Source organism: Paenibacillus ihbetae, from assembly GCF_002741055.1.
GTDB classification, from domain to species: Bacteria; Bacillota; Bacilli; order Paenibacillales; family Paenibacillaceae; genus Paenibacillus_AQ; species Paenibacillus_AQ ihbetae.
Genome location: NZ_CP016809.1, coordinates 1,647,092 through 1,668,674 on the forward strand (window position 1 = coordinate 1,647,092; position 21,583 = coordinate 1,668,674).

The following is a 21,583-nucleotide window of genomic DNA, read 5'->3' on the forward strand; positions in this document are numbered from 1 at the left end:
ATTTCGTTTCACATAGGAGCAAAGCAGGCAGGCTCGCTTCTGGAAGCGGGCCTGCCTGCTGCTTTTAACATGGATATATGTTACAAGAATCAAATCTTTACAGAAAAAGAGATGCCGAATGCTTCCCTGATTTCAAAGAATTATAGACGAATGTAAGCCGTCATAGAAACGAGGCCGCATCTTCTGAAGCCGGGTTTCTTCTATAATATAGGGTCCTGCATATTCCGAAATAATCGGGCTTTTATTTTCTTCTAACCGGTAAATCTATCTAGTCATTCTTCAAACCTCGAACATATCCTATGATGAGAACGATTCAATAGAGCACCTGTTGCTGCTCCCCGTTATGTTATAACGGGGCTTTTTTTCGTAGGATTATAGATTATTACCCCCATGCGATCCCGGCTCATTCCTTCGAAGCCGGACGTCCTATCCCTTCTTCACGGGCCGTACCCGCCATATCTCGGAGGCATACCGGGCAATCGTGCAGTCACTGGAGAAACGCCCGGAATGGGCGATATTGACAACGGCGCTCTCAGCCCATCTTCTTGGATTGACGTAGGCTTTTTCAACAGCTGCCTGTGCGGCGACATAGGCATGAAAATCCTTCAGCACGAAATATTCGTCATTATGATCGAGCAGCGCCTGAAGAATGCGACCAAACGGACGGCCGTGACGGCTGAAGGGACTCGGATAAGCCAGCTGATCCAGCACGCGGGCGATGCGGACATCCTGATCATAACAGCCTCTGGCAAAGTACCCGCCGGACCGGGACAGCTCCAGCACCTCCTCGGCTCGCAACCCGAACAGAAACATATGCTCCTCCCCGATCATTCGGTACATCTCCACATTGGCCCCGTCCAGCGTTCCGATCGTCAACGCCCCGTTCATCATGAACTTCATGTTCCCCGTACCCGAGGCCTCTTTCCCTGCGGTCGATATTTGTTCACTGAGATCGGCAGCCGGAATGATCTTCTCGGCAAGGGAAACGGAATAATTCTCAAGAAAGAGCACCCGCAGCTTATCGTTCACCTCGGGATCCCGATTGATGACATCGGCGACCGCATGGATCAGCTGGATAATGCTTTTCGCCAAATCGTACCCCGGCGCAGCCTTCGCCCCGAATATGACCGTGCGCGGAACCCGGGCCACCGTCGGCCGCTCCTTCATCTCATTGTAATCATGCATGACCCTCAAAATGTTTAACAGCTGCCTCTTGTAACCGTGAAGCCGCTTGACATGAACATCGAACAAGGAATCCGGATCCACCCGGACGCCTTGTCTCGCTGCGATAAAATCCGCGAGCCGCCGCTTATTGTCCTGCTTGATCCGCATCAGCCGTTCCTGAAAGGAGGCATCCCGCTTATAGGCTTCGAGCTCCCGCAGTGCGAAGGGATCGGTGATCCACTCCGTGCCGATCGCAGAGCTGATGAGCCGCGTAAGACCCGGATTGCTGTGGATCAACCAGCGTCTATGGGTAATGCCGTTCGTCTTATTGCTGAAACGCTCGGGGTACAGCTCATAGTGAGGCTTCATCACATCCGTCTTCAGCAGCTCGGTGTGCAGCCCGGCGACGCCGTTAATGTGATAGCTGCCCCAAGCTGCCAAATTCGCCATCCGGATCTGATCCCCTTCGATGATCGCCAGCTCCGAAATCCGTTCCATCTGCCCGGGATACCGGTCCAGGAGCATGCCGCAGAACCGCTTGTTCAACTCCTCAATGATCATATAAACGCGGGGCAGCAATTCCCGGACCATGCCCGCCGGCCATTTCTCCAGAGCTTCGCTCATCAGCGTATGGTTGGTGTACGATACCGTTCGATGGGCCACTTCCCAGGCTTCATCCCAGCCAAGTCCCTTGTCATCAATGAGAATTCGGATCAGCTCGGGGATCACGAGCGTAGGGTGGGTATCGTTAATATGAATCGCGGCATGCTCCGGCAGTTCTCGATACGGAAGCCCCAGCTTATCAAATGTTCGAAGGATGCTCTGAACACCTGCGCTGCACAGAAAATACTGCTGTTTCAAACGCAGCAGCTTGCCCTCGTAAGACTTATCGTCCGGGTACAGAAACTCCGATATCGACTCCACCTGCCGGGCGTATTCCAGATACCGATAATACCCGCTCTGACGGCTCAGGCGAATGGCTGCGGAATCGACGGTCGCTTCGGCGCTCCACAGCCGCAACGTGTTCACCTGCGACTCGCCGTAACCGATTACCGGCATATCGTAAGGCACAGCCAGTATTCGTTCGTCCTCCACCGTGTTAAACACCGTTTTGCCATCACGCTCCGAAATCTCCACACGCCCCCAAAAAGAAATCTCCACCGCTTTGTCCGCCCGCCGCTCCTCCCACACGTTTCCATCCCGAAGCCAATTATCGGGCAGCTCCACCTGCTCGCCGTCCATAATGCGCTGCTCGAACAATCCGTATCGGTACCGGATGCCGCAGCCGTGGCCCGCATAGCTTAACGAGGCCAGCGAGTCGAGGAAGCATGCCGCCAGCCTCCCGAGCCCCCCGTTGCCGAGACCGGCATCCGGCTCCTGTTCCTCAAGCTCCTCAAGCTCCCAGCCAAGCTCCTTCAGTCCGCTGCGGACGATGTCGAGCAGTCCGAGATTCAGCAGATTGGCACCCAGCAAACGGCCGATCAGAAATTCCATCGAAAAATAATATACCTGCTTCTGCTGCGTATCCCGGTACGTCCGGTTTGATGCCGCCCACTGGTTTCCGACGAATTCCCGGATCATGCCGCCGAGAATTTTGTAGGCATCCTCGGCTGTTGCTTCCTCAAGACCTTTTCCCAAGCGGCTGACCAATAGCTCTGTAAAGACCTGTTTGAACGCTTCCTTGTTGTTAAACAAATGAAATCCTCCTGACGGATCCGTAGTATCAATAGAATGCGGATGGCTTAAATTTTAATCCGGCAAAAATACAGTATGAAAGACCGCCAATACCGCTTAGCCTTCGGCAATCGCTGCGGTTTATTACGGCCCCGAGCGGCGTTATATGGTTCGCTCGATTCAATAACCCGTTGGCTAATACCGCTGCCGACTCTGATGTTCAGGCCATGATTACGGGATGCAGCCCGCATTTCTCTTCCCGGTGTATTCTGCTTGCAATTGCGGCGACTGTACATATATATATGCGAAATAAGCCTAACTCTGACTGATAAACGCGCGAGGAGCGGAAATTTAGGAATCTTAGGAAATTTAGGGATTTTCGGAAATTCCGGGAATTTCGGAAGTTTCGGAAATTTAGGAGCCTTGGAAGATTTGCTGCCGGAACATGAATAACCGCCCTGTCTACGACAGCTTGAGCAGCAGTCGTAAACGGGCGGTTCTTGGTAAACGGACACGTTACCGCTCGGGATCAGGGGCGCTTACGCACAGCAAAATAGCTTGTGCCATCCCCTGCATCCAGCTGCTCCGCGTGTCCGCGGGTTACGAGCTCGGCGAGATGGGCAAGCGCTTCGCACATGGCGAAGCGCAGCTGATGGATGCCGAGCTTGTCGCCGAAGAGGGCGGTGCATGCCTCGAAGGCGGTGAGTCGCCCGGCAGCGCCAAGCTTGCCGGCGATGTCGGTCAGCCGCTCCTCATGGTGAAGGAGGAGCGCATCGATCCGTTCACGGAAATGCGTGAACGGGTGACGGTGTCCGGGATACGCCGTCCGGACATGCAGTTCCCGCAGGCGGCGCAGCCCTGCAAGGAAGGAGGCCAGCGGCTGGGGATCGCTTCCCGGCAGCAGGCTCACGTTAGGCGATATTTGCGGGAGCACGGCATCGCCGCATAACAGGGCCCCGCTGCCTTCATGGAAGAATGAGAGGTGGCCCGGTGCATGACCGGCCGTCTCGATCGGCAGCCATAAGCGGCCTCCCATGCGCAGCGGCACCCCTTCGCGAAGCAAGGACACCTTGGGCTGCGGGTTCACCTGGGGAAAGAAGCTGTTCAAATGCCCCGGCAGCTCCGCAAGCCTCGCCTCCGGCATGCCGTGACGGCGGAAATACGCGGGCAGCGCCCGATCCATGCTGGAGTTCGTCCCCCACATCAGCCCGGCCTCCTCGTACGCCCGCTGCGACATCCACACGTCGGCCCCGGACCGTTCTTGGAACCAGCCGGCCAATCCGTAATGGTCGGGGTGATGATGAGTCAGCACCACGCTGGCGATGTCCCCGAAGCCGATGCTCAGACTGGAGAGGGCCTTCAGCCACTCCTGCTCCGAGTCAGCCGTACGCGGACCCGGGTCCAGGATGGTAATGCCTTCTTCCCCCTGCAGCACGTAGCTGTTCACCCAGCGGAGCGGATTGGCCAGCGTAATTTTGACCTGGATCAGCTCATGCTCATCCAATCGGCAAATATCCGGATGCTCTCCTTTGTGATTCTTATTCATATAGATATAAAACCTCCATCGGTCTGTCGCTTCGACTCATCTCACCTATCATCATAAGCCGGCTTCCAACATGGACACAAGCCTGGGTTCAGTTACGCTCGCTCGCAATGCATGAACCTTGAGCAATTTTTTGAAAATTACAGCCTCCCTTGATCGTCTCAGCGGGCAGAAGGATACGGGCCGATGTATAGCCCCGCAATTTGGAACCATTTGTTGTACAAAATTACTGCATCGTGAATTGAAATCAGCCTCACTTGCTGGATGCAGCAGCCTCCCTGGCCCGGCGAACAGCCTCTTCCACCGTCAATGGAAGCTTGCTCCCGTCCTCGCCCATCCACTCGACCTCGCCGGAGGCGGCGCCGCGGCCGACGATCAACCGCAGCGGCGCGCCAGCCAGATCGGCATCCTTGAACTTGACGCCAGCCCGTTCATCGCGGTCATCTAGCAGCGGCTCAAGTCCGGCGCCAGCCAGCTCATGGTACAGCTGTTCAGCGAGACGCATCTGGGCTTCATCCTTGACCGCTATCGGGATAATGTGCACCTTGAACGGAGCGATCGCCATCGGCCAGACGAGCCGTCCGCCGGAAATGCGCTGCTCGGCGACCGCTGCCATGACGCGGGACACGCCGATTCCGTAGCAGCCCATAATCAGCGGCTTCTGTCTCCCGTCCGCGTCCAGGAACATCGCGTTCATGGACTCGCTGTATTTGGTGCCAAGCTTGAAGACATGCCCGAGCTCAATGCCGCGATGAAACTGCAGCCGTCCGCCACAGCGGGGACACGCATCCCCCTCGGCCGCATTGCGGAAATCGCCGGTATGCGCAAGCGGAAAATCCCGGCCGGGACGGACGCCCGTAAGATGGGCATCCGCTTGATTGGCACCCGTGACTCCCTCGGAAATTGCGGCAACTTCACGGTCGACCAACAGCTTCATCGATAGCCCGGCAGGGCCGGCATATCCGATCGGAGCTCCCGTAGCCTCCGCAACCTCTTCTGCGCCTGCCAGCTCAACGCTCTCGGCCTTTAAATATCCCTTCACCTTTAGCTCATTCACTTCCCTGTCGCCTCGAACGAGCACCCCGACCAGTTCATCGTCGGCTCGGTAGATCAACGTCTTGATCACCTGTTCGGGGGCGATCCCCATAAAAGCGGTGAGTTCCCCGATCGTCCGAACATTCCGCGTCCGAACCAGCACCGGGTTCAAAGCGTTCCGGCCCTCAATCTCCGCATCAGGGGCGTTCGCAGGATACGCCATCTCGGCCCGCTCCAAATTGGCTGCATAGCTGCATACGCTGCAGGAGACGATGGTATCCTCCCCGATATCGGCTAGCGCCATAAATTCATGGGTCTCCCCTTGTCCGCCCATCGCCCCCGTATCGGCTTCAACCGCCCGGAACGTCAGGCCGCAGCGCTTGAAGATGCGCTCATACGTTTCGTACATGATCCGGTACGATCGATCGAGGCCTTCCCAGTCCTTGTCGAAGGAATACGCATCCTTCATCAAAAATTCCCGTCCCCGAAGCAGGCCGAATCGCGGCCGGCGCTCGTCGCGGTATTTCGTCTGGATCTGGTACAAATTTACCGGAAGCGAGCGGTACGAAGCGATTTCCTGGCGCACGATCGAGGTGATGATCTCCTCATGCGTCGGTCCGAGTACAAACTCGCGCTCATGGCGATCATGCAGCCGGATCAGCTCCGGCCCGTACACATCGTATCTTCCCGATTCCCGCCACAGCTCGGCCGGCTGCATCGCGGGCATCAACAGCTCCTGCGCGCCGGAGGCATCCATCTCCTGGCGCACGATCTCTTCAATGTTGCGCAGCACGCGCCGCCCAAGCGGCAGATAGGAATACATCCCGGCCGCGCTTTGGCGGATATAACCCCCGCGCAGCATCCATTGGTGACTCAGCGCCTCCGCCTCGGACGGCACGTCGCGCTTCGTGTTCATGAGCAATCGGCTTTGCCGCATGTTCATCATCCTCCTTTATTAGTAGCGTTCGTGAACGAATACCTGATAGGGCCCGGCCAACAGCGGCAGCCAGGGCTGAATCGATCGGGTAAATATAAAGAGCACATTCATCCCAAAGGGACGAATGTGCTCGTGGTACCACCCTAATTCAACCTTCCGAAATAGCCAAAGAGCGGTTTCGGAAAGATCCTTATCCTCGGCTGTAACGGGCCGTGCCGGCACCGGCTTTCTTGCATAAGGCCAGGCAACTGCAAGGTAGGAAGCGCGCAGCCTTGCGAGCGAAGCCTCTCAGCCTGGGGCCTCTTCTCTGTCTCGCCGGATCCTGCGGACTTATGTCCTTGGTCATCGTTATTTTCGCGAACATTTATTTTCCAATACATTACAGCCAAGCCGCCTGTCATGTCAAGCAGGTTAAGCTTGCAGTTCAACCTTCCTTAATGAGCAAGATGATCCAGCACCTGGCGCAGAATACCGATGACATGCTCATCCTCATATGTATAGAAATACGTGTTGCCTTCCCTCCGGTATTTGACCAGCCGCAAGCTTCGAAGATAGCTGAGCTGGTGGGATACCGCAGACTGGCTCATGCCGAGCACCTCGGCGATATGACCCACGGGGCATTCCTCTTGGGACAGCAAATGCAGAATCCGGATCCGCGTCGGATCCGATATCGCTTTAAGCAGCCGGGACGCTTCCATCGCCTGCTCCTCATGTAGAAGCTCATGGTGTTCCTTTTCCATTCATTATCCCCTCTTTCCGAATCATCATCGCTCGCACAATCTCGCGGGCGTCCCGGCCGACACCGGCTAGCAGCGATGAGCCGCGGTGCGTTTGCCAGGGCAAGCCGACGTAATATAACCCCTCAATCGGACTGACGCCCCGCGTATGGACAGCCTTCCGGTTTGGATCAGCGCCCCGTCCACTTGAAGCCAGCCGTAGGATGCGACGTAGCCCGTCGCCCAAACGATGTTCCGGACCGTCAGCCGGGAGCCGTCCGCGAATTGAATGCCGGCATCTCCGGCATTAACGGCTCTCGTTTTTAACACCACTTTACCGCACTTCACTGCTTGTTTCAATTCATAGCCGAGATTAGATGATCCGGCAATATCCGATTCGGGATTTGAATAGAAAAATTTTCTTCCTCCAGTTGACAATGGAGCCAATCGGTCATACTATAGGCGTAAAGTTGCTTTAAGGAAACAATATATGCTCGGACCAATATAATAGGGAGAGGTTAAACTTTATGGACGAGACTAATATTTTGCAGCATTTGCATCAGGCGTCTTTCGGGGAACGTTTCCTGATTGAGCGAGTCGATATACAGGGTGAGCTGAAGCGCAGGCTTCTGGACCTGGGCTTTGTTCCGGGGGGCGTCATTGAAGTGCTGAAGGCAAGTCCGCTGGGAGATCCCATCTCTTATAGAGTAGCTGGTACGGTCATCGCATTGAGACAAGAGGAGAGTCAGTTAATCTGGGGCAAGGTGATGCCATCATGAGAACTTATACGATTGCGCTGGCCGGGAATCCGAATACGGGAAAGAGCACGCTGTTCAACGCTCTCACCGGCCTCAAGCAGCATACCGGCAACTGGTCGGGCAAGACGGTAAGCTTGGCCAGCGGCTATTACGAATACAACAATTCCCGTTTCCGGTTCATCGATCTGCCGGGGACGTATTCCCTCTTCTCCAACTCTGCGGACGAAGAGGTAGCCCGCGATTACATCGTCTTTGAGAAACCGGACGTGACGCTGCTGGTGCTGGACTCGACGGCGCTGGAACGCAGCCTTAATTTGGCGCTTCAAGTGCTTGAAATGACGGACCGGGTGATCGTCTGCCTCAATCTGATGGATGAGGCGAAGAAGAAAGGCATTAAGGTTGATGCAGGCAAGCTTGCGCAAAGACTCGGCGTTCCGGTTATCCCGATCTCCGCCAGAAACAATGAAGGCCTGGATACGCTGTCCGAGCAGCTGCTTCTCATGTGCACCGGAAGCATTCGGACGACTCCTTACCGCATGAAATATAACGAACGGCTGGAGGAGGAGATCGCCAAGCTTGAGACGGAGCTGAAGCTGATCGTTGGCGATGAATATCCGGCAAGATGGCTGGCGATCCGTCTTCTTGACGGGGACCGGAAGCTGATCGACACATTGAAACAGAAACTTGCCGCTTCGGATAGAGGGGGAATGATTTATGGAGCAGCTAAAGCGCTTGGAAGCTCTAACCGATAGCATCCCTGCCGATCAGGTTGATGACGTTCGGGAATCGATCGTCGGGGAATTGTTCAAAAAGTCCAGAGAGCTGTGCGGGGAAGCGGTCACCGTTACGAATCGCGATCAGCTGTACCGTTCGGAGCGCCTGGACCGGATATTCACCTCCAAGCTGTGGGGGTTCCCGATCATGCTGGCCATGCTCGGTGTTATATTTTACCTGACAATTGCCGGAGCCAATGTCCCCTCCTCCATGCTGTCGAGCTTCTTCGGCTGGATTGAGGGATATCTGACGGCGGCATTTGAAGCGGTTCATGCTCCGGATTGGCTGCATGGGATATTGATCCTTGGATTGTTCCGCGGCACCGCCTGGGTTATCAGTGTCATGCTGCCGCCGATGGCGATCTTCTTTCCGGTGTTTGCCTTGCTCGAGAACTACGGCTATTTGCCGAGAGTCGCGTTCAACCTTGACCGCCTGTTCAAAAAATCCGGCGCTCACGGCAAGCAGTCTCTTACCATGGCCATGGGGTTCGGCTGCAATGCCGCAGCCATCATGTCGACCCGGATTATCGAATCGCCGCGCGAGCGGATGCTGGCCATCCTGACCAATAACTTCGTGCCTTGCAACGGACGCTGGCCGACGCTTATTCTGCTGGCTTCTCTGGTTATGGCTGCAGGATTCTCAGGGGGCGTGCAAACGCTCGTAACCGCATCGGTTGTCATGGGCATGGTGCTCCTGGGAATCGTTGTTACGCTGACCGTGTCGTGGATGTTGTCCAAAACCGCGCTGAAAGGCGTTCCTTCCCACTACACCCTGGAGCTGCCGCCCTACCGGAAGCCGAAAATCCTGAACACGATTCTGCGGGCAACGCTCGACAAGACGATCTACGTTCTGCGCCGGGCCGTCATCGTTGCCGCGCCGGCAGGCGTGCTCACCTGGATTCTGGCGAATATTTATATCGGGGATACGAGCATCCTGCTGCACTTCGTCCAATTCCTGGATCCGTTCGCCAAGGCGCTCGGATTGGACGGCTTCATACTGATGGCGTTTATCATCGGACTGCCTGCGAACGAAATCGTGCTGCCGATCCTCCTGATGGGGTACTTGGCAACCGGGTCGCTGACCGAGGTGGAGAACATGTTTGCGTTGAAGCAGATTTTCATGGATCAAGGCTGGACCTGGCTGACGGCGCTGAACATGATGCTGTTCTCCCTGCTTCACTATCCGTGCGGCACGACCTTGTTCAATATTTGGAAGGAGACGAAAAGCTTCAAGTGGACGTTCTTGTCCTTTGCCATTCCGACGGCCATCGCGATTCTAGTCACCTTCATCGTCGCCCAAGCCGCTCGAGCGCTTGGATGGGTCTGATCCGGCAAAACATATGAGTCATGATCAGCTATATCAAACAACCGCAGCCCGGTCTCTCATTCTGAGACCGGGCTGCTTAAATATGTGACTCAATTTGTCACCCTTGATCCAAACGTATGCCATTATCCCTTCACCGAACCGGCTGCAATGCCTTCCACAATCCGGTCGCTCAGGAAGAGGAACATCAGCAGAATCGGCAAAATGCTGATCATCAGCGTCGCACCGATCGCTCCCCAATCGGTCGTATACTGCCCGATAAAGTTCTGGACCCCCACGGTCAGCGTCTTGAACATATCCGAGCTGATGAACGTGTTTACGAAAATAAACTCGTTCCAGTTATAGATCATGTTGATGATTGCCGTCGTGGCCAATACCGAGCCTGTCATCGGAAGCACGATCCGGAAGAATACGCGGTGAACCGAGCAGCCATCCATGACTGCGGCCTCCTCCACTTCCCTCGGCAGCGTATAGTAAAATCCGAGCAGAATCATGATCGTGATCGGCATATTGAACGCCACGTACGAAAGAATGAGCGACACCGGATGGTCGGTCAGCCCGGCCTTGTTGAACAGGCTGAACAGCGGAATCAGCGTAGAGTGAACCGGAATCATCATCGCCACCATGAATAAGCCAAGAACGAAGGAGCTGCCCTTCCATTTCATTCTCGTTATGGCAAACGTCACGAGGCTGCCCAGCATAATCGTCAGTACGGTTGCGACGACGGTAATCCAGACGCTGTTCAGAAAATACACGCTGATGTTGCCCGCGCTCCATACCTTCTCGTAGTTTTCCCAGCGCGGATTCATCGGCAAGGATAATGGCGGCAGATCGAATACTTCCTGGTTGTTTTTCAGCGAGAACAGCAGCAGCCATACGAGCGGAAACAGCTGGAATACGGCCACTCCGATCAGCACGACATACAGCAGGGTGTACCCCAGCTTACTCGCACTCCGGCCGCCGGATCGGGATGGCCCGCTCCGGAGCTGTCCTGCGGCTCCTTGAATCATGAAACATCCCTCCTTATGAATATTGGATCGTATCTTTGGTTGCCGTTAATTTCCGAATGACCCAAGTCACCAGCAGACAGATGACCAGCAGGAAGAAGCCGATGGCGCTCCCGTAACCGAAATCATAAGCACGGAAGGCCGTATGGTACATATAGGACGCCATAACCTCGCTCGCGCCGTTCGGTCCTCCGTCGGTCATAACAAAGATCAAGTCGAAATATTTCAAGGAGCCGACGACGGCGAGTACAATCGTTACCTTGATGACTTCCATGATGAGCGGCAGCTTGATCCGGAATGCAATTTGCAGCGAGGTCGCCCCGTCGATCTTCGCCGCTTCCACCAGCGATGCCGGGATGTTCTTGAGGGCGGCGTAATAGATCAGAATGTAAAAGCCCGCATACTGCCACAAAATCGGGATGAACAGCGCGTACAGCACCAGGGAGGGCTCGGCAAGCCAGGCCGGCGGGTTCGTGATCCCGATCGACTCCAGGAAGCTGTTCACGATCCCGTTCGTGGGGTGGTACATGCGAAGCCACAGCTGCGCTATGGCTACGGAAGACAGCAGCATCGGAATCAGGTAGATTTTGCGGAACAGCCCTGCCCCTTTAATCTTTGAGGACAACACCATCGCCACTGCCAGGTAGACGATCAGGCTGAGCGCCGAAAATACCGCAAGCAGCAGCGAGTGCCATGCGCTGTCCCAGAACTTGCCGTCGGACAACAGCGCCTGGTAATTGTCCAGCCCGATAAACGTCATCGCGCCGATGCCGTTCCACTCATTCAGGCCGTAATACGCCGTAAGCACGATTGGAATATACACGATCGCCATGATCACAAGCAAAGCCGGCAGCACGTACAAGGCAATGACTTTTTTATTGGACATTACTTTATCCAAAGTTATCGACTCCTTTCCTGAATCGGTCCTCCAGGAAGCATTTATCCGGCATCGCTGCCGGATAAATGCTTCCCTTCTCTTGGTTGTCTGATCGTCTTATTTCCCTTTGGATACGGCCTTGTCGTGCTCATCCGAGAAGCTCTCCGGCGTGACCGCTTTGCCGAAGAGGGCTTGAATCATATTCAAATGCGTCTCGGCGGCATTCGCTTCCATCTGAACGTCCGCAAACAAGGTAATGCTGCTGGCCTGATTCATTTCGTTAAACAGGTCGATATACAGCTGCGGAAGCTCAAGCGATGCGGTATCGACCTTCGTCGCCGGAATGACGCCCGCGCCGGTCACCGATTGCTCGCCCCATTTCGTGACGAAGTACTCCACGAATTTCTTGGCTTCTTCCTTCACTTTGGAGTCCTGGGAGATGAACAGTCCTACGCCCGGACCGCCGACCCAGCTGTTAATGTCGCCTTTGCCGCCGTCCACCGTCGGGAACTTGAAAAATCCGACGCTGTCGCGGAATTCCTTCGGAATCTCTTCATTGGTCGTAAAATTCGGCAGCTCCCAGGTTCCCATCATGTACATGGCGGCATTGCCGTTCAGGAATTCGGATTTAGCTTCCTCGTTGGACAAGCCGTTGAACCCTTTGACAAATGCATTGCCGTCGACCAGCGCCTGAATTTCCGCGGCTGCCTGCACCAGGGATTCGTCTTTAAACGAACCGTCGCCGCTAATCGCGCTCGCCAGTGCTTCCTGTCCGCCGATCCGGTCTGCGAGGTACATATACCAGAGAGAGCCGGTCCAGCGGTCCTTGTTGCCCAGCGCAACCGGTGCGATCCCGTTATCGGAGAGCGTTTTCACGATCTGCTTGAATTCCTCATAGCTCTGCGGCACTTGCAGGTTATACTGCTCAAAAATCGCTTTATTGTAGTACACCGGAGCAATGTTGAACTCCAGCGGCAGCGCATAAGTTTTGCCGTCGATCGCGTAAGCCTCCGTCGTGCCCGAGACGAATTTTCCGTTCAGCTCGCCGCTGAGCAGATCATCGACCGGTGCGAACAGATTGCCCTCCACATAAGGCTTTAAAAATCCGGCTGCCCAGGTTACACCGACGTCCGGCAGCTCATTCGATGCGGAAAGCACTTTCAATTTGTTCTTGTACTGCTCGTTATCCAGCACCTCCTGCTTGATCGTCACGTTCGGATTTTCATTCTGGTAATCCTCGATGATCTGGTTAACGATCTTGTTCTGACCCGCGGATACGCCGGCAGGCCATAGATGCATGAAGTTTACGGTTACTTTCTCTCCCTCGCCGCCGCTGCCGCTGCTTTTATCGCTGCCGCCGGCCCCTTCGGTACCGCCGCCCGCTCCGCAGCCTGCCGCAAATACAGCCAGGCACAATGTCAGAAGAAGAACTGTCCATTTTTTGTTGAACACGTTTCCAACCCCTTTTCCAGTATGTCTTTCGCGTAATGAAACCGCTTTAATCCAATTGTAGCAATGAGGGGATGAATGGATAAGGTCATAACGATTGGGTCTAATTCCACTATTATTGGATCTTCTCTCCTGCATCCGTCACGCTCTGCCGATATTGGCTCGGGCTTACCTGCTCCATGTCCCGGAACACTTTGACAAAATATTTGGATGTCTGGTAGCCGACCTGCTCCGCGATTTCCGCCACGGACAGAGGCGTGGCCGCCAGCAGCTCCTTCGCCCGCTGCACGCGCCGTCTTGTCAAATATTCGCTGAAGGTCAGCCCGGTCTGTTCCTTGAACAATACGCTGAAATAGCTCGCATTCAAGTGAAGCCCTTCAGCCACCTCCTTCAGGGATACCTGCTCCTGGAGATGCTCATCCACATACCGCATCGCCTCCTGCACCTGGACGCTGTACACCTTCTCCTGCCCTGCTGCCTCCAGCAGCTTCGGATCCACGAGCTTCTCCATCCGCGCTACGCGCTCCTTCTGGTCGCCGCGCTGAAGCGCCGTCTCCACCGCTTCCACGAGCTTCCGCTTATCGATCGGCTTGAGCAAATAGTCCACTACGCCGAATTGAAGCGCCTTCCTGGCATAATCGAATTCCGAATAACCGGAAATCACGATGATCACCGGAGGGTGCCTCAGATCCTGTAATCGCTCGATCAGCTCCAGCCCGCCGATTTCCGGCATGCGGATGTCGGTCACAACGAGCTGTGCCTCGTGCTCCTGCAGCCATTCCAGCGCTTCGACGCCGCTGGCTGCGGTCTCGATCCGGCTGCGTCCGGAGGACCATGCTTCCAGCGTCTTTCGAATGCCCTCTCTAGTTCTCGGTTCATCGTCCACGATCAATATCGTTTTCATGCATCTCTTCCTCCCCGGAATCTCTACGGTAAACGTTCGGAATCTCAAATGAAACGGTGGTTCCTGCACCTGTCTCGCTCTGAATGCGCAAGCCCGCTTGTCCGGCAGCATAGTACAGCCGCAGGCGCTGCTCGACGTTGGACAGGCCGACGCCGCTGTTTTTGGAGGAGGGCGCATGCCCTTTTTCCATGGAAGCATACAAGGACGCAAGGGTAGCTTCGTCCATGCCGGGCCCGTCGTCGGATACGGACACCACCGTATGCCCCGGCCGTTCGGATGGCTGTGCCCGTACGATGACCGTACCCGGTCCGAGCCGCTGCTCCACGCCATGGAGAATCGCATTTTCCACGATCGGCTGGATGAGCAGCTTCGGGATCGGCACCGCCCTGCTCGCCTCGTCCGCTTCAATCCTCCAAGAGAGACGGTCCAGCATCCGCATCTTCATAATGATCAAATAGCGCTCGGCATGATCCAGCTCATCGCCGATCATCACCCACTCATCCTCATCCTTCCGGTTGATCACGTAACGGAACAAGCCCGACATCGCCACTACGATCTGAGCCAGCTCTTCTTCGCCCTGATCATCAAGCGCCCAATAAAACGCTTCCAAGGTGTTGAACAGAAAATGCGGGTTAATCTGCGCCTGCAGCGCTTTTAGCTCGGTCCGGCTCTGGATAAGCTCCTTCTGATACACAACCTCGATCAATTCGTTCAGCGAATCGACCATCTGGTTATACGTATTCGTAAGCTCGTTAATCTCCATCGTCTTCGAGGTGACCGAGATCGGCTTCAGCGTGCCGAAGCGGGCCCCGCGCATCGACTTGATCATCTTGAGAATCGGCCGGATAATCATCGTCGTCAAGATAAAGCTAAGGATCAGGAACAACAGCGCGCCGACCGCGCCGGATACGATGACCGCCGTCCTCAGCACCGCAATGCCTTCCGTCGTATAATCCACCGGCGTCAGAATCACGAGCGTCCAGCCCGTGGCTTCCGACTGCTTCTGCACCGCGATATAATCCTCGTTACCTATGGTGACCGTCTCGCCTTCGCGATGCAAAACCTCCCTGAAATCCACCGCCACGTCGAAATCGGAGGAAATCTCGTGGCCGGCTTGATCGAACAGCCCCATCGCTTCCCGGGTTTGCCCCGTATCGCCCGCCGTGTCGGCGAGCTCGAAGTAGCTCTTCTCCAGCCGGACGAGCAAGTAGCCGCCGTGGGCGAAGGATCGATCAACCAGCCGGATTCTCCGCATGGCTACGACCACATCCTGATCCCGGGGATCCTGCCCGAACCAGACAAGCTTGCCCATTCTCTCGTCCGCCATCGCGATCCAATCGCCCCGCACCCGGCTCGCTAGACTTCCCTCATCCAGCGGAAACAATCGCCGGTAATCGGTGGTATACAGCTCCAGCGACCGTATGCCTGTCGCGTAGGCTTCATATTTACGAACTTCCTGCTGCAGCGACTGCCGCTCCCCGAACGTAATCGGCCTGCCTTCGGTTTCCTGGGTCAGGAAACGCTGGACCGTGGCATTCGTGGACACTTGGGCGGTCAGCGTATCGACCTGCTTAAGCAGCGCGTCCAGCTTGCCCGTGGCTTGAACGGCCGTCTGCTGAATATGCTTTTCCGCATTGTTCCGGAGCAGCACGGATACCTGCTCGTATACAAACCCGCCAACCAGCGCAAGCACGATCACCATCACCAGCATGAACCCTAGAAATATTTGATTTCGCAGCGTATTCAGCCTGCCGAATCGGTTCATGTTCCATGCACACCCCTTCCCGTGGATGAACAGACTGTTATTCGCTGTATACATCATAAGCGATAGTGAGAGCTTCGCCTTATGAGAAAGTTATAACAAACGATATCGGCTTAAGTCTATGGCTATGTTTATACTCGTAAGGAAATCCTATGTAAGTTGAACAAATGAATGTAGCCAGGGCGTGCATGTAAAATGTCCCGCCATCGCCGCTGGTCTCCGATTTCTTCATTGCGGCAGAGCCGCTTGCGGTAGAAATCTGGAGCCAAGGCAACCGTATGCATAAGCTTTCAATGCAGCCTTGCCTCATGGAAGCTTTCGACTTCTTCGGAATTCTTTTTTCTCCCCCTATACAGTAAAAAAGAGGAAGGGCGTATAAGAGACCGCTTCGCCCTTCCCCATTCGGCACCCGCTTATCCCGCTCTAAACGGGATACAGCTCCTGATGCTGCTCCAGCTCTCTTCGGCACGTCTTGCACAATCCTCTGACCGCACCCGACGCATCGGCATAAAACATCAGCTTGCGCCGCTGCTTGCAGCGGCTGCAGGCCTGATCTTTACCCTCGGCCCCGCTTCTTCGGCTTCTTGATTTCAGCTCGATCACATTACCGCCCTTCACAGCTTGCCGTGTACGTCTGAATCGAGCGTAAAATACGAAACCGAAAATAGCGATGATGATGATTACGATTCCGGCCGCGATCTCCACGCCGCCCCACCTCCTCATCCTTAGGACGCCGAAATCCGCTTTTGGGCCGTGTCCGGATTCGGCCTTTTGTGTCCCTCTCCCGGATTTCGTTCTGTCTCTTACAGTCTAACAAATGAGGGGGTGTTTCGAAAGCAGGCCTAATAAGGCCTATTCCCGTTTCGGCTTAAATGCTCCTAATAGACCGCAATACAGATGGAAGATTCGGAATATACACCTAGCTTATTACTTAAGATTTAGGATTATAGCAAACCACCCTGTTGGGTGGCTTCTTGGACCAAAGACCAAAGCCTATCGCAGCGGGAGGTTAAGCGCGGTTTGGGCCGTTTGGAGATCCAAGCTGAGCTGCTCTTGAATGTGATACGGATGATAGTATCCTTTTCGGATCATGTAATGGATGATCTGCTCATGCGTATCGATGGCTTCCTGCAAATGCTGGCGAAGGACGGCCTTAATTTCGGGGGATGCTGTTTCGGTAAGGGCGACAGCGTAATTGTGGATGCCGCTCTTCGCCGATATGAGGAAGTCCGTTGCCACGGCCTGATCGCTCATGGCATTCATTCCCGTTAAGTACTCAATGATCGTATTCATGACGTAAGACCTCCGTCTGCAGCCGCCAGGGTCATCAAATCGCTCAACTGGCCGACTTGACGGGTAGACAAATCGATATCCTGCTTGAGCAGCGCCTTAAGCTCGGGGTCGGACACCAGGAGCTGCATCGTTTTCGCCTTTATCAGGCAGTTGGTCTTGAAGACGGCAATTTCATGCAAATCAAGCTTCTCGTGAACACCAAACGTGTGCGACAATGAATATCCCTCCATCTTCCTCGGTTAGTTAAAGGCCGGACGGAGCCGTTAGGGCTTCATAACGACCTTGATACAGTTGTCGGTCTTCGTATCGAAAATTTCGTAGCCATGCTTCGCCTGATCCAGCGGCAGCTTGTGCGTGATGATGTCAGCCGGGTCGACTTTGCCCTTGGCAATCAAGTCATACAGGTACGGCATGTAGTGGATGACGGGAGCTTGTCCGGTCCGGATGTTGACGTTGCGCTGAAAAATATCGCCGAGCGGAAAGGCGTTATACCGCATCCCGTATACGCCCGTAATCTGAATCATGCCGCCCTTGCGAACCGCCTGCGAAGCGATGACCAGCGCGCCCATAGCGCCTCCGTGAAGCTTCAGACCGGATGCCAAAAACTCCAGCGGCGTCATCTTCCCGTCCATGCCGACAGCATCAATTACGACGTCGGCGCCGCCTTTCGTGATCTCCCTCAAATATTCGCCGACATGCTCATGCTGTTCGAAGTTGACCGTCTCCACCTTGTTGGTGCGTTTCGCATGCTCCAGCCGATAATTCACGTAATCCACGGCGATGACCCGTTTGGCGCCCTTTAGCCATGCAAATTTCTGGGCGAGCAGCCCGACGGGGCCGCACCCGAGGATAATAACTGTATCTCCGTCCTTCACGCCGGCGTTATCCACGCTCCAGTATGCGGTCGACGCGGCGTCAGACAGCATTAACAGCTTCTCGTCTTCCACTTCGCAATCGTCCGGAATCCGGAACGGCGTAAAGTTTCCATACGGCACCCGCATATACTCGGCCTGGCCCCCCGGATATCCGCCGGTCGTATCGGAGTATCCGAAATATGCGCCCATCTCGCCGTTTGGATTGGAATTATCGCACTGGCTCTCCAGCTGGTTCTTGCAGAAGAAGCACTCCCCGCAGCTTACCGTGAACGGCACGATTACCCGGTCGCCCTTCTTCACCTTCGTTACGGCCGGACCCACTTCTTCAACGATGCCCATCGGCTCATGCCCGATCACGTAGTCCTGGGCTAAATTCGGGATCATCCCGTGAATGAGATGCAGATCCGAACCGCAAATCGCGGTTAGGGTCAATTTGACGATGATGTCGTCGTCCTTTTGGATTTTAGGTGCCGGGACCTCTTTGACCTGGATGTTTTTAATGCCTTGATACGTGACCGCTTTCATGTTCGGTATCCTCCCATCAGTAATCCGGTGTCGCGAACGTGCCTAAACGGGACGTATCGTCCGGGAACAATTTCATCCGTGCGATTTGGGCCGTCGTCTCGGCCGATTTCACGTCAAGCTGATACTGCTTGCCCGTATCGACTGGATGGAGCCAGCCTTTATCGATCATGAGCTGGCTAAGCTCCTCATGTAACGAGATCGCCCGGTCCAGCTGCGCACGCAGGACGCTCCGCACTTCTGGCGTCGCCGTCTCGGACAGCGCAAACGCATAGTTGCGGACACCCGTTTTGACAGATAACAGAAAATCCAGGGCCAGAAAGGAATTTGCCATATCCGGCATTCCTTCCGAATTGATCGGATCCAGGTAATCCTGGTTCATGAGGCTTTCCTCCCTTTATTGAATGGGTGCTTGGGAATAGAGACTTTGCAGCTCGCCGATATCCTGCAGCGACTGCTCCACATCCTTTTGCATCAAGGCTCGAAGATCCTGGTCGAACACCAGGCCCTGCATCATTTTGGATTTGGCGAGGCAGACGGTTTTAAAATTCAGCAGCTCATGCAGCTCCATGGATTCATGCATGGCCAGCTCTGGTTGCCGCACATCCATTCCTCCTTCCTAAGGATTGAAACAGGCGTAGTGTTCGCCTTTTGGCGCTGCTTCATTCCCATTGGGATGTAAGGATGTAAACTACAGCGTTTTATAAAGCGGGGTTGTTCCGGCACGGCGTGCACCCTACGACACAAAAAAGGCCTTCTTGCTCCCCTTACAGGGGAAGAAGGCTTTCACTGTGCTCTCGTTCTTACAACCGGCATGATGTCAGATCTTTAGCTCACCGAGTTTTACCAACTCAACGACTTTGCGAACGGCTAATTTTAATTTCCTGTTAAAAAACGCCTCTCGACCCAAACTCCCGGTGCCCCAGCCGTTATACACTCCCAGCCATCAACAATATATTTTGTTCCTGCCGGGCCCAACTCCGTTTTATTTTGGTTCACAACACGATCCCCCTTTTTCCAGTGACCCTGTGTCGGGATGGCCGGCCCCGTAACAGCAACATTGTCTCCTTCCATTCTAATCTTGGTATACGTTGAATTAAATGAACCCGCAGGGCCTGCTGATCGCGCCTTCCAACGCTCGCCCGTCGAGAGGAAATATCCAAGATCATAGACGTGCACGCCATTGCCTACAGGGATATCAACCCAATGCGTATACTGTCCTGCCACTTTGCCTCGGAAGAGTCTGATTATTGATAGTTGCATTTCAGGCCGATACGACACATTGAGATATGGAGCTTGAGCTGCCGGATGGGTCACGTTAGCACTTTGTTCCCCTCCGCCCCATCTTCCAACCTGCCGATCTACAGGACCGAAGTAGTACACTGCCTGATAATGATACGTCCCGGCAGCTTCATCAAAGCTCGTATGGTTTGTGACGGGCACTCCGAACAGCACGAAATTCCTTGTGAACTCTGCCTCGTTGATACTCGTGAATATTCGATTATCCGAAATGTAACTGTCTTTCGAATAAAGCTGGCTGGCGTTCTCCCACTGTTCTGAAATATTAGTACCATCAAAGGTTATTTTGGCCGCCGTAGCCATTCCGAATGAAGGATCCAATGCGAACTGCGGACGCCGGAAGAAGTTTGTGATTTTGACATTCGTATTCTTGAAGTAAGCATCAAAGTAATCGGGATCCGTGTAATTCTTCGACTGATTGGTTCTGCCCCTTAAGTGTATAACTGCATAATTTTCGATGATACACGGCATGGACAGCTTGTCGTTGGCTGCACCCGTGATCGTTAATGGGATCGGCTGATAGTCCTTGTGGTACCAGTGATATATATCCCGCAGCGTTACCTGGCTGGAAATGATATGAATCTTGCCGTGTTCGCAATGAAAATTCTCGATCGAAACGCCCGTGGATTTATTGATCCGAATATCCCCGTTTATGCACCCGGCGATTTTTCCGCCGTTGCAGTATTCCAGGTTCAACAGGTTAAAATTGCTGTCCGCGGCACCTGCTGTATGGCACCGGTCAATAAAGAGTCCGTCGCCGTTATACTTAATGTCGATCAGCGGGCCGGTGCCCGCGCAATTTACAAAATACAGACTCTCAAGATGCATCATATCGGAGTAATCGCCGTCACTGAACCCCTCTTTTAAAATCCCTTTGTACATCCCTCTGAATGTGATGTTGCGGAAATTTGTTTTCCCTCTCGTGTAGAACGCCTTAGCGTCCGCCACTTGATGAGGATTTTCGAATTTTAGGTTCTGGATCGTGGGAACCTGTTCTCCCCCCCATTTCACGATGGTCGAGTTTTGGAGGGTGGAGTTCACGTAAAACAAAAATCCACCTGTCAGCGTCCCGCCGCTCAAAGGGATTATCTTTGCCAAATTGCCTTCAATGCTCACGTTATGTGGGATCATGACTGTATTCTTAATGCCGTAAGTTTCAGTCCCATTTAGAACGATGGTCCCAGCCTTGCCCCCCAGCTTCTCGATCGCATCCAAAAAAGCTTGAGTATCATCGGAGCCGTCACCAACGGCACCAAATTGAGAAATGCTCACTCCAAAATCGAAAAGCTGATCACGCATTTGCTTGTCCATCGGATGCCACCGCCTTCTCTTTGATGGCCATTGCGTCATTGCCGTCAACAGGAGCAAACGCTGTCTCATACCGCAGCGAATCATCAGCCGATTCTGCTTTGATCGTCACCTTCATACCTCCGTCATCGCTGTAGGCCAGGTTGATCGCTTCACCGGCGTTGTTGTATTGCTTGTTAAGCAATGGTGCAGCATCATACGCACTGCTCATACATGGTTCGCTCCTTTTGGACTGGTTTGGACCTCGCCGGTCGTTACTTCATCATATGCTATGTTTTCTTGTCTGCCTTCGATTTGTATTGTTTCGCTAACAAAGCAGCAAGGATATTTAGGAGAAGCCACCTCCCAGCAACACAAAAAAGC

Annotated in this window: 21 protein-coding genes; 3 read left to right on the plus strand and 18 right to left on the minus strand. The window is 54.4% G+C overall.

Translation table 11 applies throughout. From position 1 onward, the window contains the following. Positions 1-426: 426 nt before the first annotated feature. The 5 genes from BBD41_RS07545 to BBD41_RS07570 form a co-directional block, all read right to left on the minus strand. Complete coding sequence (locus BBD41_RS07545; protein ID WP_099477150.1) at positions 427-2,859, minus strand: glycogen/starch/alpha-glucan phosphorylase; 2,433 nt, start codon at positions 2,857-2,859, stop codon at positions 427-429. Between the two features lie 508 nt (positions 2,860-3,367). Next, positions 3,368-4,384 (minus strand): MBL fold metallo-hydrolase, encoded by a 1,017-nt coding sequence (locus tag BBD41_RS07550; protein WP_099477151.1) that lies wholly within the window; start codon positions 4,382-4,384, stop codon positions 3,368-3,370. 250 nt (positions 4,385-4,634) lie between these two features. Then, positions 4,635-6,353, minus strand: coding sequence for a proline--tRNA ligase (locus BBD41_RS07555; RefSeq protein ID WP_099477152.1), 1,719 nt, complete (start codon positions 6,351-6,353; stop codon positions 4,635-4,637). 434 nt (positions 6,354-6,787) lie between these two features. After that, complete coding sequence (locus tag BBD41_RS07565) at positions 6,788-7,093, minus strand: ArsR/SmtB family transcription factor (RefSeq protein WP_077569264.1); 306 nt, start codon at positions 7,091-7,093, stop codon at positions 6,788-6,790. A 66-nt stretch (positions 7,094-7,159) separates the two neighbouring features. Continuing rightward, entirely contained in the window at positions 7,160-7,399 is a 240-nt protein-coding gene (locus tag BBD41_RS07570; RefSeq protein WP_237087024.1) for a hypothetical protein, read from the minus strand. Positions 7,400-7,596: 197 nt separating this feature from the next. Here BBD41_RS07570 and BBD41_RS07575 point away from each other — a divergent pair, with 197 nt between their 5' ends. Genes BBD41_RS07575 through BBD41_RS07585 form a run of 3 tightly spaced genes read left to right on the plus strand, consistent with a single transcriptional unit; the run spans position 7,597 to position 9,927 of the window. Beyond that, positions 7,597-7,848, plus strand: a complete 252-nt coding sequence (locus BBD41_RS07575; protein ID WP_099477153.1) for a FeoA family protein — start codon at positions 7,597-7,599, stop codon at positions 7,846-7,848. Next, a complete protein-coding gene (locus BBD41_RS07580; protein ID WP_077569266.1) occupies positions 7,845-8,579 on the plus strand; it encodes a FeoB small GTPase domain-containing protein in 735 nt (244 codons plus the stop codon). Before BBD41_RS07575 ends, BBD41_RS07580 begins: the two co-directional genes overlap by 4 nt. Further along, positions 8,542-9,927, plus strand: coding sequence for a nucleoside recognition domain-containing protein (locus BBD41_RS07585; protein WP_099477154.1), 1,386 nt, complete (start codon positions 8,542-8,544; stop codon positions 9,925-9,927). Before BBD41_RS07580 ends, BBD41_RS07585 begins: the two co-directional genes overlap by 38 nt. Positions 9,928-10,049: 122 nt before the next feature. Here the strand turns inward: BBD41_RS07585 and BBD41_RS07590 are convergent, their stop codons facing one another. From BBD41_RS07590 to BBD41_RS07650, 13 genes are all read right to left on the minus strand, one after another. Next, positions 10,050-10,934 carry a carbohydrate ABC transporter permease gene (locus tag BBD41_RS07590; protein ID WP_077569268.1) on the minus strand — a complete coding sequence of 295 codons (885 nt, stop codon included), beginning with the start codon at positions 10,932-10,934 and terminating at the stop codon, positions 10,050-10,052. A 13-nt stretch (positions 10,935-10,947) separates the two neighbouring features. Beyond that, the gene (locus BBD41_RS07595; protein ID WP_077569269.1) at positions 10,948-11,829 is read right to left on the minus strand and encodes a carbohydrate ABC transporter permease; all 882 of its coding nucleotides are present in this window, start codon (positions 11,827-11,829) and stop codon (positions 10,948-10,950) included. Between the two features lie 96 nt (positions 11,830-11,925). Then, on the minus strand, positions 11,926-13,260 hold the full coding sequence (locus BBD41_RS07600; RefSeq protein ID WP_099477155.1) for an extracellular solute-binding protein: 1,335 nt from the start codon (positions 13,258-13,260) through the stop codon (positions 11,926-11,928). A 112-nt stretch (positions 13,261-13,372) separates the two neighbouring features. After that, a complete protein-coding gene (locus BBD41_RS07605) occupies positions 13,373-14,161 on the minus strand; it encodes a response regulator transcription factor (protein ID WP_099477156.1) in 789 nt (262 codons plus the stop codon). Continuing rightward, positions 14,133-15,926, minus strand: a complete 1,794-nt coding sequence (locus BBD41_RS07610; RefSeq protein ID WP_099477157.1) for a cache domain-containing sensor histidine kinase — start codon at positions 15,924-15,926, stop codon at positions 14,133-14,135. The genes BBD41_RS07605 and BBD41_RS07610 overlap by 29 nt, the downstream gene beginning before the upstream one ends. A gap of 420 nt (positions 15,927-16,346) precedes the next feature. Next, the gene (locus BBD41_RS07615; RefSeq protein WP_206098292.1) at positions 16,347-16,628 is read right to left on the minus strand and encodes a hypothetical protein; all 282 of its coding nucleotides are present in this window, start codon (positions 16,626-16,628) and stop codon (positions 16,347-16,349) included. 288 nt (positions 16,629-16,916) lie between these two features. After that, entirely contained in the window at positions 16,917-17,216 is a 300-nt protein-coding gene (locus BBD41_RS07620) for a spore coat protein (RefSeq protein WP_077569274.1), read from the minus strand. Beyond that, positions 17,213-17,431: a hypothetical protein gene (locus BBD41_RS07625; RefSeq protein WP_237087025.1), complete on the minus strand. Its 219-nt coding sequence runs from the start codon at positions 17,429-17,431 to the stop codon at positions 17,213-17,215. Before BBD41_RS07625 ends, BBD41_RS07620 begins: the two co-directional genes overlap by 4 nt. A gap of 48 nt (positions 17,432-17,479) precedes the next feature. After that, the gene (locus tag BBD41_RS07630; RefSeq protein ID WP_099477160.1) at positions 17,480-18,616 is read right to left on the minus strand and encodes a zinc-dependent alcohol dehydrogenase; all 1,137 of its coding nucleotides are present in this window, start codon (positions 18,614-18,616) and stop codon (positions 17,480-17,482) included. Between the two features lie 16 nt (positions 18,617-18,632). Continuing rightward, positions 18,633-18,995 (minus strand): spore coat protein, encoded by a 363-nt coding sequence (locus tag BBD41_RS07635; protein WP_077569277.1) that lies wholly within the window; start codon positions 18,993-18,995, stop codon positions 18,633-18,635. 15 nt (positions 18,996-19,010) lie between these two features. Continuing rightward, positions 19,011-19,223, minus strand: coding sequence for a spore coat protein (locus tag BBD41_RS07640; RefSeq protein ID WP_077569278.1), 213 nt, complete (start codon positions 19,221-19,223; stop codon positions 19,011-19,013). A gap of 266 nt (positions 19,224-19,489) precedes the next feature. Beyond that, positions 19,490-21,223, minus strand: coding sequence for a hypothetical protein (locus BBD41_RS07645; protein ID WP_099477161.1), 1,734 nt, complete (start codon positions 21,221-21,223; stop codon positions 19,490-19,492). Continuing rightward, a complete protein-coding gene (locus BBD41_RS07650) occupies positions 21,204-21,431 on the minus strand; it encodes a hypothetical protein (RefSeq protein ID WP_099477162.1) in 228 nt (75 codons plus the stop codon). The genes BBD41_RS07645 and BBD41_RS07650 overlap by 20 nt, the downstream gene beginning before the upstream one ends. Positions 21,432-21,583 lie beyond the last annotated feature (152 nt).

Excerpts from the sequence above, each read along its gene's own strand:
- BBD41_RS07620 (WP_077569274.1), bottom strand. The coding sequence starts at position 17,216 with ATGAATACGATCATTGAGTACTTAACGGGAATGAATGCCATGAGCGAT.
- BBD41_RS07605 (WP_099477156.1), bottom strand. The coding sequence starts at position 14,161 with ATGAAAACGATATTGATCGTGGACGATGAACCGAGAACTAGAGAGGGC.
- BBD41_RS07585 (WP_099477154.1), top strand. The coding sequence starts at position 8,542 with ATGGAGCAGCTAAAGCGCTTGGAAGCTCTAACCGATAGCATCCCTGCC.
- BBD41_RS07580 (WP_077569266.1), top strand. The coding sequence starts at position 7,845 with ATGAGAACTTATACGATTGCGCTGGCCGGGAATCCGAATACGGGAAAG.
- BBD41_RS07555 (WP_099477152.1), bottom strand. The coding sequence starts at position 6,353 with ATGCGGCAAAGCCGATTGCTCATGAACACGAAGCGCGACGTGCCGTCC.
- BBD41_RS07645 (WP_099477161.1), bottom strand. The coding sequence starts at position 21,223 with ATGGACAAGCAAATGCGTGATCAGCTTTTCGATTTTGGAGTGAGCATT.
- BBD41_RS07630 (WP_099477160.1), bottom strand. The coding sequence starts at position 18,616 with ATGAAAGCGGTCACGTATCAAGGCATTAAAAACATCCAGGTCAAAGAG.
- BBD41_RS07650 (WP_099477162.1), bottom strand. The coding sequence starts at position 21,431 with ATGAGCAGTGCGTATGATGCTGCACCATTGCTTAACAAGCAATACAAC.
- BBD41_RS07640 (WP_077569278.1), bottom strand. The coding sequence starts at position 19,223 with ATGGATGTGCGGCAACCAGAGCTGGCCATGCATGAATCCATGGAGCTG.
- BBD41_RS07590 (WP_077569268.1), bottom strand. The coding sequence starts at position 10,934 with ATGATTCAAGGAGCCGCAGGACAGCTCCGGAGCGGGCCATCCCGATCC.
- BBD41_RS07565 (WP_077569264.1), bottom strand. The coding sequence starts at position 7,093 with ATGGAAAAGGAACACCATGAGCTTCTACATGAGGAGCAGGCGATGGAA.
- BBD41_RS07550 (WP_099477151.1), bottom strand. The coding sequence starts at position 4,384 with ATGAATAAGAATCACAAAGGAGAGCATCCGGATATTTGCCGATTGGAT.
- BBD41_RS07635 (WP_077569277.1), bottom strand. The coding sequence starts at position 18,995 with ATGAACCAGGATTACCTGGATCCGATCAATTCGGAAGGAATGCCGGAT.
- BBD41_RS07575 (WP_099477153.1), top strand. The coding sequence starts at position 7,597 with ATGGACGAGACTAATATTTTGCAGCATTTGCATCAGGCGTCTTTCGGG.
- BBD41_RS07610 (WP_099477157.1), bottom strand. The coding sequence starts at position 15,926 with ATGAACCGATTCGGCAGGCTGAATACGCTGCGAAATCAAATATTTCTA.